Source organism: Micromonospora sp. WMMD812, assembly GCF_027497215.1.
Taxonomy (GTDB): domain Bacteria; phylum Actinomycetota; class Actinomycetes; order Mycobacteriales; family Micromonosporaceae; genus Micromonospora.
Genome location: NZ_CP114904.1, coordinates 1,186,785 through 1,199,372 on the forward strand (window position 1 = coordinate 1,186,785; position 12,588 = coordinate 1,199,372).

The 12,588-nt window shown below is 72.3% G+C and carries 12 protein-coding genes; 2 read left to right on the forward strand and 10 right to left on the reverse strand.

Annotated elements, in window-relative coordinates; translation table 11 throughout:
* Positions 1 to 119 precede the first annotated feature (119 nt).
* The 7 genes from prcA to arc form a co-directional block, all read right to left on the reverse strand.
* Positions 120 to 953: a proteasome subunit alpha gene (gene prcA, locus O7603_RS05425; protein ID WP_281574581.1), complete on the reverse strand. Its 834-nt coding sequence runs from the start codon at positions 951 to 953 to the stop codon at positions 120 to 122.
* Positions 954 to 1,012: 59 nt separating this feature from the next.
* Positions 1,013 to 1,852 carry a proteasome subunit beta gene (prcB, locus tag O7603_RS05430; RefSeq protein WP_281574582.1) on the reverse strand — a complete coding sequence of 280 codons (840 nt, stop codon included), beginning with the start codon at positions 1,850 to 1,852 and terminating at the stop codon, positions 1,013 to 1,015.
* A complete protein-coding gene (locus O7603_RS33020; RefSeq protein ID WP_348651053.1) occupies positions 1,771 to 2,289 on the reverse strand; it encodes an endonuclease VII domain-containing protein in 519 nt (172 codons plus the stop codon). The genes prcB and O7603_RS33020 overlap by 82 nt, the downstream gene beginning before the upstream one ends.
* Positions 2,290 to 2,351: 62 nt before the next feature.
* Positions 2,352 to 2,567, reverse strand: a complete 216-nt coding sequence (locus O7603_RS05440) for a ubiquitin-like protein Pup (protein ID WP_067366797.1) — start codon at positions 2,565 to 2,567, stop codon at positions 2,352 to 2,354.
* Between the two features lie 105 nt (positions 2,568 to 2,672).
* Positions 2,673 to 4,190 (reverse strand): depupylase/deamidase Dop, encoded by a 1,518-nt coding sequence (gene dop / locus O7603_RS05445; protein ID WP_348651054.1) that lies wholly within the window; start codon positions 4,188 to 4,190, stop codon positions 2,673 to 2,675.
* 135 nt (positions 4,191 to 4,325) lie between these two features.
* Positions 4,326 to 6,287, reverse strand: coding sequence for a hypothetical protein (locus O7603_RS05450; RefSeq protein ID WP_281574583.1), 1,962 nt, complete (start codon positions 6,285 to 6,287; stop codon positions 4,326 to 4,328).
* Positions 6,288 to 6,418: 131 nt separating this feature from the next.
* The gene (gene arc, locus O7603_RS05455) at positions 6,419 to 8,200 is read right to left on the reverse strand and encodes a proteasome ATPase (RefSeq protein WP_281574584.1); all 1,782 of its coding nucleotides are present in this window, start codon (positions 8,198 to 8,200) and stop codon (positions 6,419 to 6,421) included.
* Between the two features lie 179 nt (positions 8,201 to 8,379).
* On the opposite strand from arc, the gene O7603_RS05460 reads away from it, so the two are divergent.
* Positions 8,380 to 8,676 carry a ferredoxin gene (locus tag O7603_RS05460; protein WP_281576611.1) on the forward strand — a complete coding sequence of 99 codons (297 nt, stop codon included), beginning with the start codon at positions 8,380 to 8,382 and terminating at the stop codon, positions 8,674 to 8,676.
* A 33-nt stretch (positions 8,677 to 8,709) separates the two neighbouring features.
* Here O7603_RS05460 and O7603_RS05465 read toward each other — a convergent pair whose 3' ends face one another.
* From O7603_RS05465 to O7603_RS05475, 3 genes are all read right to left on the reverse strand, one after another.
* Positions 8,710 to 9,282 (reverse strand): hypothetical protein, encoded by a 573-nt coding sequence (locus O7603_RS05465; RefSeq protein WP_281574585.1) that lies wholly within the window; start codon positions 9,280 to 9,282, stop codon positions 8,710 to 8,712.
* 84 nt (positions 9,283 to 9,366) lie between these two features.
* Entirely contained in the window at positions 9,367 to 10,380 is a 1,014-nt protein-coding gene (locus O7603_RS05470) for a tRNA (adenine-N1)-methyltransferase (protein WP_281574586.1), read from the reverse strand.
* Positions 10,377 to 11,435, reverse strand: a complete 1,059-nt coding sequence (locus O7603_RS05475) for a site-2 protease family protein (protein ID WP_281576612.1) — start codon at positions 11,433 to 11,435, stop codon at positions 10,377 to 10,379. Before O7603_RS05475 ends, O7603_RS05470 begins: the two co-directional genes overlap by 4 nt.
* 182 nt (positions 11,436 to 11,617) lie before the next feature.
* Between O7603_RS05475 and O7603_RS05480 the strand changes: the two genes are divergently transcribed.
* The gene (locus O7603_RS05480) at positions 11,618 to 12,532 is read left to right on the forward strand and encodes a PD-(D/E)XK nuclease family protein (protein WP_281574587.1); all 915 of its coding nucleotides are present in this window, start codon (positions 11,618 to 11,620) and stop codon (positions 12,530 to 12,532) included.
* Positions 12,533 to 12,588 lie beyond the last annotated feature (56 nt).

The following is a 12,588-nucleotide window of genomic DNA, read 5'->3' on the forward strand; positions in this document are numbered from 1 at the left end:
GGGCAGCGCCGCCCAGCCGAACGGGCCCGCGCAGATACGTTTCCGTCGTGGTGACGAGATCGTGTTTCACCGCGCCGTCGTGCCGGGGCCGGTGACCGGCCCCGGCACGACGGGAACGACTACTGCTCGGCCTGGTTGCCGGGCTTGTCCTCCAGGTCGGCCGACGCCGCCGACGTGGTCGGCTTCCGCGCCTCCTCGGTCGGCACGGACGGCGTCTGCGGGCCGCCGGCGGCCGGCTGCTCCGCCTTCGCGGCGTCCCCGTCGAGCAGCGCGGTCAGCGCGGCTCCCGTGATCCGGCGGAACGTCCGGCCGACCCGAGCGCGGTCGAGGACCGCCACCTCCAGCTGGTTGGCCGCGATCGTCCGGGCCGCGCCGCCCTCGCCGCCGACGCTGCCGAGTGCCCGGACGGCCACCTTGACCGCCTCGCCGAGCGACATGTCGGCCCGGTGTTCCGACTTGAGCACCCCGGTGATCGCCTCGGCCTGCCCACCCATCGCCATCCGGCCCGGCTCGTCGTTGACGGAGCCGTCGTACGTCAGCCGGTAGAGCTCGTCGGCCTCGGCCGTCGCGCCGACCTCGGCCACGCAGATCTCCACCTCGAACGGCTTCGACTGCTCGGTGAAGATGGCGCCCAGGGTCTGCGCGAACGCGTTGGCCAGGGCCCGACCGGTCACGTCCCGCCGGTCGTAGCTCAGCCCGTTCAGGTCGGCCATCCGGACGCCGGCGCGGCGCAGGTTCTCGAACTCGTTGTAGCGACCGACGGCGGCGAACCCGATCCGGTCGTAGATCTCGCTGACCTTGTGCAGGGCGCTGGAGAGGTTCTCGGCGACGAAGAGCACTCCACCGGAGTAGCTCAGGACCACCGCGCTGCGCCCCCGGGCGATGCCCTTGCGGGCCAGCTCGGAGCGGTCGCGCATGATCTGCTCGGGCGAGGCGTAGAACTGCATGGCCACGGCGGCTGGTTCTCCTTAGCGCTGTGCGGACGACTGCTTGCGGTGCGGGCGGGGGCGGCTCAGCCGCCCGGGTTCTCCATCCGGCCGGAGACCACGCTCTCCGCGATCGCCGCCGTCTCGGGGTCGGTGAGGCGGTGGGTGCCCTCGGCGGTCGCGGTCATCACCACCGGGTAGATGCGGCGAGTCAGGTCGGGGCCGCCGGTGGCGGTGTCGTCGTCGGCGGCGTCGTAGAGCGCCTCGACCGCCAGCCGGACCGCGTCGTCGATCGACAGGCCGGTCCGGAACCGCTTCTTGAGCGCCGACTTCGCGAAGAGCGAGCCCGAGCCGATCGCGTCGTAGCCGGTCTCCTCGTAGGGGCCGCCGGTCACGTCGAAGCTGAAGATCCGGCCGGCCCGCGCCGGGTCGGCCGCGGCCAGGTCGAAGCCAGCGAAGAGCGGGATCACCGCCAGCCCCTGCATGGCGGCGCCAAGGTTGCCGCGGATCATCGAGGCGAGCCGGTTGGCCTTGCCGTCGAGCGAGAGCATGGCGCCCTCGATCTTCTCGTAGTGCTCCAGCTCCACCTGGAACAGTCGCATCAGCTCGATGCCGATGCCGGCGGTGCCGGCGATTCCGACCAGCGAGTACGCGTCGGCGGGGTGCACCTTCTCGATGTCCCGCTGGGCGATCAGGTTGCCCATGGTGGCCCGCCGGTCGCCCGCCATCACCACACCGCCCGCGGCGGCGATGGCCACGATGGTGGTCGCGTGCGGAGCCATGTCGGCCGCCATGCCCGGGGGCAGCGGCCGTCGGCCGGGCAGCATCTCGGGAGCCACCTTGCTCAGGAACGAGGTGAAGGAGGACGTCCCCGCGTTGGTGAACACATCTGGTAGACGCCCGGATGGATCAAAACCCGCTGCCACGTGGTTCCTCTCAGGTACGTGATCGCCCTGGCCAGCCTCGAGGGACTGTCACGGAACTGGCCAAGACCACCGTTGCAGTTGAAGCAGATTATCCCGCGCACCCATCCGGTGCGATGATCGTGGTCCACATGTTCCGGATCGGGGACACCGCGGACGGCGCGGACCCCGATCCGGCTCGGCCAACAGCGCGTCGAACTCCGTCTGCCGAATGCCGTACCGCCGCCGCGGGTGATGCTCGCGGTTGCCGCCGTAGAGCCGCTGCTTGGTGTCTCTGGTCCTGCGGTGGTGACGCGCGAGGCCGCGCGTCTCCCAGGCCCGCTTGGCGTACCTGGCGAGGGGCCGCCGGTTGCAGCAGGGTTCGCAGTAGCTGCCGCGACCGCTGGGGCGCTCGCTGCTCGCGCAGAACTCCGCAAACGCCTTCCACCCCCCGCCGTCACGGCAACGCCGCGCCGTCCTGATCATCCAAGGGAAACGGCATGCCCGTTATCCTCTGGTATGATCACTGCCCTCCCTTTTGCACGTAACCCCGCACAAACTCCTCGGCGTTCTCTTCGAGGACGGAGTCGATCTCGTCGAGCAGGTCGTCGACGTCCTCGGTGATCTCGGCGTGCCGCTCGGCGACCTCCGGGTTCGCCTCGGTGGTGACGTCCTCGATCTCCTCGCCCTGACGGGACTTGCCCGACTGCGACTGACCGCCGCTGTCACGAGTGGCCATCTGGTGCCTCCTCCACGATCTCCTGCGAGAAACTTACCTCGCGGGAGTGACGAAAGGCCCGCCGCGCGCCGTTGTCGGCGCACGACGGGCCACCACGATCGGGAGTCAGCCCCCGGTGAGCGTCTCGAGCAGGTCCTTGGCGCTCGGGCACCGGTCGAAGAGTTCGCCGACGTGCTTGCGGGTGCCCCGTTCCGGCTCCATCATCGGCACCCGGACCAGCGACTCGCGGCCCACGTCGAAGATGACCGAGTCCCAGCTCGCGGCGACGACCTCGGACGCGTACTGGGCCAGGCAGCGGCCGCGGAAGTACGCCCGGGTGTCCTCCGGCGGCTCGGTCATCGCCGTCCGGGTCGCCTCGTCGCTCAGCAGCGTCTTCATCGCCCCGCGGGAAACGAGCCGGTGGTAGAGGCCCTTCTCCGGACGGACGTCGGAGTACTGCAGATCGACCAGCTGGAGCTTGTGGGAGCCCCAGCCGAGCTTCTCCCGCTCCCGGTAACCCTCCAGCAGCCGCAGCTTGGCCACCCAGTCCAGCTCGTCGGCGCAGAGGAAGGCGTCGCGGCCGAGCCGGTCCAGCACGCTCTCCCAGCGGGCCAGCACGTCCGCGGTCTGGTCGTCCAGGTCGGTGCCGTAACGGTCGTCGACAAAGGACCGCACCCGTTCGAGGTACGCCCACTGCACGTCCAGAGCGGTCAGCCGGCGGCCGTCGCGCAGCCGCATGAGGTGGGTCAGGGACGGGTCGTGGCTGACCGCGCGCAGCTCGCTGACCGGGTCGGCGATCCCGAGATCGGGGCCGAGCGCCTTCTCCTCGATCATGCCGAGGATCAGCGCGGTCGTGCCGACCTTGAGGTAGGTGGAGATCTCGGAGAGGTTGGCGTCGCCGATGATGACGTGCAGCCGGCGGTACTTGTCCGCATCGGCGTGCGGCTCGTCGCGGGTGTTGATGATCGGTCGCTTGAGGGTCGTCTCGAGGCCCACCTCGACCTCGAAGAAGTCGGCGCGCTGGGAGATCTGGAAGCCGTTCTGGCCGCCGTCCTGGCCGATACCGACCCGGCCGGCGCCGCAGACGATCTGCCGGGTGACGAAGAACGGGGTCAGGTACGCCACGATGTCGGCGAACGGGGTCTGCCGCCGCATCAGGTAGTTCTCGTGGGCGCCGTAGCTGGCGCCCTTGTTGTCGGTGTTGTTCTTGTACAGGTGGATCGGCTGGGTGCCGGGGATGGTGGCGGCCCGCCGGGACGCCTCGGCCATCACCCGCTCGCCCGCCTTGTCCCAGCGCACGACGTCCAGCGGGTTGGTCACCTCGGGCGTCGAGTACTCCGGGTGGGCGTGGTCGACGTAGAGCCGGGCGCCGTTGGTGAGTATCACGTTGGCGAGCCCGAGGTCCTCGTCGGCGAGCGCCTCGGCCGGGTCGTAGGCGGCGCCGGAGTAGGTGAAACCGCGCGCGTCGCGCAGCGGCGACTCCTCCTCGTAGTCCCAGCGGGCCCGGCCGCCCCGGTTGAGTTCCGGGCGCGCCCCGTAGGCGTTGACCACCTGCGACGAGGTGACCATCGGGTTGGCCCCGGCCTGGCCGGGCACGGAGATGCCGTACTCGACCTCGGTGCCCATGATCCGTCTTACGCTCATCGACCTACCCGCTTCACGTCGCCCGACCCGCTCGTCACGTCGAGCGTAGTCGGCGTCACCGCGGACGGGGGCGTGGCGGTGCAGCTGATCCCGTCCGCGTCGCGGGTGCCGCGACCGCCGGTCGCGGCACCGCCGTCACTGCGGAACGAGCATCGAGACGGTGCTGACCCGGTCCCGCAGCTCCGGCTTCTTCCGCAACAGGGTCTCCACACGTTGCTGGGCCACCGGGTCGGTCACCACGAAACGCACCGGCCCCGGCACCCGGCGCACCGTCTTCTGGATGCGCTCGGGTTCGGCGAACACGGGGAGGTAGATGCCGCGTTCGGTCTGGGCGGTGGTGCCCTGCAGGGCGGACAGGCAGAGCGACTCGACGTAGCCGCGGTACGGGCCACGGTCGAGGATCAGGGTGACCGTGCCGGGCACGGCAGGATAACGCTGGTAGGCCCGGGCGCAGACCTCGCCGACCCGCCGTGGTTGCCCCTCGTGCCGGGTCGTCCACACCCGGGCCCAGTTCGCCTCGCCAGAGGTCAACAGGCTGCGCGGCCGGCCGACGACCCCGGCGAGCACCAGGACGGTCGCCATGGCCAGGGAGGCGGCGAGCGCCACGGTCACCACCGAACGGACGCGAACCGCCCGATCTGGTCCGTCGGCCCGCGGGACGGGCAGCAGCCGGATCGCCCCGGCCACGCCGACGAGCAGGAACACGGTGGCCAGGTGCGCGGCCTTCATGAAGTAGTAGGCCGGCTCGCCGCCGAGGACGACGGTGGTCAGCGCGATCGCGAGGGCGTATCCGACACCCACCAGGACCACGGCGAGGTGCCGCCGCCAGGCCGGGTCACTATGGCGGATCCGCACCGCGAGAACGGCCACGACGAGCAGGCCGAGGCCGAGCAGCGCCCGCCAGGACTCGGCGACCTTCGGGCCGCCGGGGGCGGACAGGGCGCTGGCCTGGTTGTCGTGGAGCACGCCGACGAGCAGCGGCAGGGGCGCGAGCGCGGCGGTGGCCAGGGCCACGGCGAGCAGCGTACGGCGGACCCGGGCGAGTTCCCGGCGGTGCCCGGCGAGCCAGCCGAGCACGAGCAGGCCGGCCGGGGGGAGGAAGAAGTAGTAGGTGAAGCCGATGCCGACCAGCAGGGCGCCGAGCAGCACCAGCTGTTCGCGTACGCCGGGCAGCGGGCGGACGACGAGAGTGGCCACCGCGACGGTGAGGGTCAGGCCCAGCGCCTCGGTCGGGTAGCCGGAGATGAGCAGGCGGGGCAGTTGGCTGCCGAGGATCAGGGCGCCGACGACCACGGTCAGCACGCCACGGTGCAGCGGGTGCAGCGGGCCGGGCAGGCGCTGCGCCGCCCAGAGCACGGTGAGCACGAGCAGCCCGAAGCCGGCGAGGCTCCACCCGAGATAGCGGCCGACGGCGTCGGCGCCGGCGGCCGCGCCGAGGTGGCGGTCCAGCAGGGCGGTGGTGAGGTGCCATCCCTGCGGGTAGTAGAGGAGGACCGAGACGATCTGCTCGTGGGCGGCGCCGCGGTCGAGGAAGGTGTAGCCGCCGAGCCGGCCGATGACGTCGACGAGTGGGAGGTGGCGGAAGTGGTCCTCGCCCGCGCCGAGGATGGTGAGTCGGTCGGTCAGGTCACGGGCGCGCAGCACCGGCATCGCGAGGTAGCCGAGCAGCGCGGTGGTGCCGGCGAGGGGGAACAGGTCGAGCCAGCCGGGGCGGGGCAGGACGGGACGCCGGCCGGTGGCGGCGGCCGTGACGGTGAGCACGGTGAACGCGGTGCCGTTCACCGGTACGGGATGCAGGCCCCAGGGCCAGACCGAGAAGAGCAGACCGGCGACGGTGGTCGTGCCGACGAGCAGTAGGAGCGCGAGCAGCAGCCGGTCGAGCAGGGTGCGTCCGCCACGGAGCAGGCTCGCGGTGGCCAGCAGGACCAGCGGTGGCAGCAGCCAGGGCTGGTGCAGGGCGTACGCACCGAGCGGCACGAGCCAGGCCGCCACGAGCGCGATCGCCAGGCGGCCGGGTCTGCGGCCGGCGGCCGGTGGGCGGTGTGGGTCGACTGCCGGGGTGTCCCGCGGATCGGCGACGGTGAGCTCGGACGGCACGCGGGTCCTTGACGGCTGAGAGGTCGGACGTCGGTCGGCGGCAGTCTAGCGGGCACGCCGGGGCCGGTGTGGGCACGACGCGGCGCGGCCCGTGACGCATCGCGTCACGGGCCGCGCCGGGTGCTCGTCCGTCAGAGGTACTGGCCGGTGTTGCTGGCGGTCTCGATGGACCGGCCGGCCTCGGCGCCCTTGCCGCCGGAGACGAGCGTGCGGATGTAGACGATCCGCTCGCCCTTCTTGCCGGAGATCCGGGCCCAGTCGTCGGGGTTGGTGGTGTTGGGCAGGTCCTCGTTCTCGCGGAATTCGTCGACGCAGGCGTCGAGCAGGTGCTGCAGGCGCAGCCCCTTGCGCCCGGACGTGAGGAACTCCTTGATGGCCATCTTCTTGCCCCGGTCGACGATGTTCTGGATCATCGCGCCGGAGTTGAAGTCCTTGAAGTAGAGGACTTCCTTGTCGCCGTTGGCGTAGGTGACCTCGAGGAAGCGGTTCTCCTCGGTCTCCGAGTACATCCGCAGCACCACCGCGTCGATCATGGCCGCGACGGTGGCCTGCGGGTCGCCGCCGTGCTCGGTCAGGTCGTCGGGGTGCAGCGGCAGGCCGGACAGGATGTACTTGGAGAAGATGTCCTTGGCCGCCTCGGCGTCGGGCCGCTCGATCTTGATCTTCACGTCGAGCCGGCCGGGCCGCAGGATGGCCGGGTCGATCATGTCCTCCCGGTTGGAGGCGCCGATGACGATGACGTTCTCCAGCCCCTCGACACCGTCGATCTCGCTGAGCAGCTGCGGGACGATGGTGTTCTCCACGTCGGAGGAGACGCCGGAGCCGCGGGTGCGGAACACCGAGTCCATCTCGTCGAAGAACACGATGACCGGGGTGCCCTCGCCCGCCTTCTCCCGGGCGCGCTGGAAGATGAGCCGGATGTGCCGCTCGGTCTCGCCGACGTACTTGTTGAGCAGCTCGGGGCCCTTGATGTTGAGGAAGAAGCTGGTGTGCTTCTCCTCGCCCCGCCGTTCGGCGATCTTCTTGGCCAGCGAGTTGGCGACCGCCTTGGCGATCAGCGTCTTGCCGCAGCCGGGCGGGCCGTAGAGCAGGATGCCCTTCGGCGGCCGGAGCTGGTGCTCACGGAACAGGTCGGCGTGCAGGAACGGCAGCTCCACCGCGTCGCGGATCTGCTCGATCTGCGCGTGGAGGCCGCCGATGTCGGTGTAGTCGACGTCCGGCACCTCCTCCAGGACCAGCTCCTCGACCTCGCTCTTCGGGATCCGCTCGTACGCGTAGGCCGAGCGGGGCTCGATCATGAGCGAGTCGCCGGCCCTTATCGGGGAACCGATCAGGGTCTCGGCGAGGTGCACGATCCGCTCCTCGTCGGAGTGCGAGACCACCAGCGCCCGGTCGCCCTGGGCGCCGCCGGGCCCGGCGAGCACCTCCTTGAGCATCACCACCTCGCCGACCCGCTCGTAGCCGAACGCGTCGACGATGTTGAGCGCGTCGTTGAGCAGGACCTCCTGCCCGCGCCGCAGCTCGCCGACCTCCAGCGACGGCGACACCGCGACCCGCAACTTGCGGCCGCCGGTGAAGACGTCGACCGTGCCGTCGTCGTGCCGGGCGAGGAAGACGCCGTAGCCACTCGGCGGTTGGGCGAGGCGGTCGATCTCCTCCTTGAGCGTCACGATCTGCGCGCGAGCCTCCTTGAGAGTGCTCACGAGCCGGTCGTTGTTCTCGGTCAGCCGCGCCAACTGTGCCTGGGTGGCCGCCAGCCGCTCTTCGAGCTGCCGGACGTGTCGGGGGCTTTCGGTCAACTTGCGCCGCACCAGAGCGAGTTCCTCTTGCAGGAACGCGACCTGCGTGGAGAGATCGTGGGCCTCCTTCTCCCACCGTGCGGCGCGCGAGTCCGCGTCGTCGCTGCGTGCCACGTCCCACCTCCCCGGGGGGCTTGAACGTTCTGCCCTAACACTAGCCGCTATGAGCGCGATTCGGTCCCGCGCAACGCCCTCGTCACCGAACCTTGATCGCCAAGGGTGGGTCGAACGGGCCGGTCCGGGCGTTCGGGTACCGTCGGGGCGTGGGACGGGAGAACATGGGGGGTGCACTGGTGGCGGAGGTCGCGACGGATCAGCTCCAGGTCTGGGTGGACCAGGATCTCTGCACCGGTGACGGGCTCTGCGTGCAGTACGCCCCCGAGGTCTTCGAGTTCGACGTCGACGGCCTGGCCTACGTCAAGGGCCCCGACGGCGAGCTGCGACTGAGTCCCGGCAGCCGGGTCGAGGTGCCCGGGCACCTGCGACTCGAGGTGATCGACTCGGCCCGGGAGTGCCCGGGCGAGTGCATCCACGTCGTGCGCGGTGGCGACGGCGTCGAGGTGGCCGGGCCGGAGGCCGAGGAGGGCTGAGGCCGGTCGGCCCGCGCCGGGCCGACCGACCGCTCAGAGCATCGGGCGGCCGACGACCGAGGCGACCAGCCGGGCGAACTCCTCCAGCCGCGCGATCTGCCCGGCGCCGCCGTCGTCCAGGGTCTTGCCGAAACGCAGCGCGTCGTGCCGGGGCGCGCCGGCCATCTCCTCCGGTGGGGGTGCCTCGTCCAGCGACGTGAGCAGCAGGTAGACGTCGATGCTGTCGACCCGGATCTCGCCGTTGTCGGCCCGGTTGAGCCGGCGTCGGCAGCCGACCTCGGTGACCGAGGAGACCGGCACCACCCGCAACGACGAGGTCATCGCCCCGGGCGGCCCCTCCCCCGGCGGCACGTCCTCGCCGTGCCAGAGGACCAGCCGGCTGCCGTCGCAGACCACGACCTCCTGCCACACCCCGTTGACCTCGTTGACGAAGCGTTCCAGGGTGAAGCCGAGCACCGAGGCGCCGCGCAGCACCCCGCCGAGCGCCTCCAGGGCGATGTCCGGGTCCCGCAGGTAGGCCCGGGCAGCCGATTCGAGGTCCTGGTAGGGCGACCAGTCCGGGAAGACCGCGGGCAGGTCGCCACCGCCGTAGCCCGGGCTGCTCATGCCGTCGTCTCCCCCCGGTCGACGTCGTTCGGGGTCCGCTCGGTGCGGCTGCGCCGTCCGCTCATGCCGGGCCGCCCGTGACCGTCACGGCGTCTCCAGCTCCGTCGGCTCGGCGGGCGCCCCGGCCGCCTGCGCGGCCGCCGCCTGGCGCGCCTCCGCCTCGCGGAGCACCTGGCGTCGTTGGACGTACGCCTCGGCGCCCTTGCTGGGCTTGCGCCGCCGCGGCGGCGCGGTGACCCCCGGGGCGAGCTTGCGGGCGGACACCAGGAACGCGGTGTGCGCGATCATCCGGTGGTCCGGGCGGACGGCGAGGCCCTCCGCGTGCCAGTCGCGCACCAGCGACTCCCAGGCCCGCGGCTCGGTCCAGCCACCCCGCTCGCGCAGCGCCTCCACCAGCTCGGAGAGCTGGGGGGTGGTGGCGACGTAGCCGATGAACACCCCGCCGGGCAGCAGGGCTCGCTCGACCATGTCGAGGTTCTCCCAGGGGGTGAGCATGTCGAGGATGATCCGGTCGAAACCGGTCTCCGGGCACTGGGCGACGTCGCCGACGTGCAGGTGCCAGGCCGGGTGCGGCCCGTTGAAGAAGGAGTCGACGTTGCGCCGGGCGATCTGGGCGAAGTCCTCGCGCAGCTCGTACGAGTGCAGCTCCCCCTCGGTGCCGACGGCCCGCAGCAGGGAGCAGCTGAGCGCGCCGGAGCCGGCGCCGGCCTCGAGGACCTTCGCGCCGGGAAAGATGTCGCCCATGGCGACGATCTGGGCGGAGTCCTTCGGGTAGATCACCTGCGCGCCGCGCGGCATCGAGAGCACGTAGTCCGACAGCAGCGGGCGCAACGCGAGGAACGCGGTCCCGCCGCCGGTGGTGGTGACGACGCTGCCGTCGGGCAGGCCGATCAGCGCGTCGTGCTCGAGGATGCCGCGGTGGGTGTGGAACGCCTTCCCGGGCTCCAGGGTGACCGTGTGCATGCGCCCCTTGGGGTCGGTCAACTGCACCCGGTCGCCGACCTGGAACGGGCCCCGGCGCACCGGGGTCGACCCGGGGCGGTCGGCGGGGGCGGGTGTGCCCGAGTCGGCCGGGACGGCGGAGGGAGTTGCGGTCACGTGTTCATCTTCCGGTCGGGTTCGAGGAGCTGGGCGAGATCCGCGATGTGCAGAACGCCGACGACATCTTCGCCTGCGGTCACCACGTACTGCGCGCCCGGGTGGGTCTGCACGCTGTCCATCACCCGTTCCCCGTCCAGCCCCACCGGAAGGGTCGGCAGGGCGGTCAGCGGCCGGGACACCGCGTCCACCGCCAGCCAGGGTCGGCGCTCGGCGGCGACCGCGGCGGCGGCGGCCGGGTCGACCAGCGCGACCGGCCGGCCGGCGCCGTCGGTGACCAGCAGCGCGGCGCCCGGCGGGCCGTCCTCGGCGTGGCGGCGCTGCGCCTCCGCGAGGGGGGTGCCGGTCGGCACCGACCAGACCGGCCGGGCCAACCGGGACAGGTCGATCAGCGGGAACCGCCGGCTGACCCGGGCGTACCGGATCGACTGGCCGGCGCCCCGCCACAGGGTGAACGCGACCAGCAGCATCAGGGGCAGCGCCGGCAGGGCCAGCTGGCGGGTGAGGGTGAGCGCGGCGACCAGCAGCGCGGTGCCCGCCGCGACGGCCCGGCCGACCCAGCCGGCCACCTCGGTACCCCGGTGCCGGTCCCGGGTCAGCGCCCAGACCGCGGCGCGGAGCGCCCGGCCGCCGTCCAGCGGCAGCCCGGGCAGGATGTTGAAGATCGCGACGATGACGTTGCTCACCGCGAGTTGGAAGGCGAGCTGGTTGGCGATCGTCCCGTCGGGCAGGGCGAGGGTGGCGCCGACGGCGACCGCGCCGAGCACCGCCGAGACCGCCGGCCCGGCCAGCGACACCAGCAGGTCGATCCGGGGCGACGGGGCGTCCCGGTCCATCTCCGTGTAGCCGCCGAGCAGTTCGAGGGTGATCCCGCGTACGCCGATGCCGAACCGCCGGGCGGTGAGCGCGTGGCCCAGCTCGTGCAGCAGCACTGAGCCGAGCAGCGACACCACGAAGCCGACACCGATCACGTAGCCGCTCAGCTGGGACAGGGCGAGCTGGTGGCGGGCGAACTCGGCGTACAGCACGGTCACCAGCAGGGCCAGCAGGAGCATCGAGCCGTTGAGGTGCAGCGGCACTCCGAACACCCGCCCGACGGTCACACCGAGGCCGCGGCCGGGCCGGCGCCGCGGCCGGGAGGTCTGCTCCATCGGGTCGATGCTACGGACTGTCCATCCAACGGCGCGCGGGCGGCGGGGCGCGGGCGCTGTCACACCGGTGCCCTAACCTTCCGGACATGACGGCGGAACCGGTGACGAGTCAGCAGCCCGCGGCCCCGGCGGAGGTGCCGGCGACGGTGCGCGCGTCGCTGTCGCCCTCGCGGGCGGCGGATTTCAAGACCTGCCCGCTGCTCTACCGGTTCCGCAGCATCGACCGGCTGCCCGAGCGGCCCACCGTCGAGCAGGTCCGGGGCACACTGGTGCACGCCGTGCTGGAGCGGCTGTTCGACCTGCCGGCCGACGGGCGCACCCCGAGCGCCGCCGGCGACCTGGTCGCCCCCCAGTGGGACCGGCTGGTCACCGAGCAGCCGGAGCTGGCCGCGCTCTTCCCCGACGGCGACCCGGCCGCCGCCGGCGAGTTCCTCCGCTCCGCCGCGGCGCTGCTCGAGGGCTACTTCGCGGTGGAGGATCCGCGCCGGCTGGAGCCGGCCGAGCGGGAGAGCCTGATCTCCGCCGTCGTCGACGACGAGCTGCTCATCCGGGGCTATCTCGACCGGCTCGACGTCGCCCCCGACGGTGCCCTGCGGGTGGTCGACTACAAGACCGGCGGCGCGCCGCGCGAGGCGTTCGAGGCGCGGGCGCTGTTCCAGCTGAAGTTCTACGCGCTGGTGCTGTGGCGCACCCGGGGTGTGGTGCCGCGGGTGCTGCGCCTGCTCTACCTGCGCGACGCCGAGGTCTGCGACTACGCGCCGGACGCCGACGAGCTGCTGCGGTTCGAGCGGACGGTGGTGGCGTTGTGGCGGGCGATCGAGCAGGCCACCGAGCGGCAGGACTTCCGGCCCCGGCCGAGCCGGCTCTGCGACTGGTGCAGCCACCAGGCGCTCTGCCCGAGCTTCGGCGGCACGCCGCCGCCGTTCCCGACGGCGGTCGCCGGCGCCGACCCGATGCGCGACGCCCGGTCCCGCCCGGCGCCGCCCGGCGCCGACGAGTAGACCCCACCGCGCTGCGGCACGGCCTGCTGTTCCGGGCGCCGCTGCCCTGAACCGGG

Excerpts from the sequence above, each read along its gene's own strand:
- O7603_RS05440 (WP_067366797.1), bottom strand. The coding sequence starts at position 2,567 with ATGGCCACTCGTGACAGCGGCGGTCAGTCGCAGTCGGGCAAGTCCCGT.
- dop (WP_348651054.1), bottom strand. The coding sequence starts at position 4,190 with ATGAGCGTAAGACGGATCATGGGCACCGAGGTCGAGTACGGCATCTCC.
- O7603_RS05465 (WP_281574585.1), bottom strand. The coding sequence starts at position 9,282 with ATGAGCAGCCCGGGCTACGGCGGTGGCGACCTGCCCGCGGTCTTCCCG.
- O7603_RS05475 (WP_281576612.1), bottom strand. The coding sequence starts at position 11,435 with ATGCTCCTGCTGGCCCTGCTGGTGACCGTGCTGTACGCCGAGTTCGCC.
- O7603_RS05480 (WP_281574587.1), top strand. The coding sequence starts at position 11,618 with ATGACGGCGGAACCGGTGACGAGTCAGCAGCCCGCGGCCCCGGCGGAG.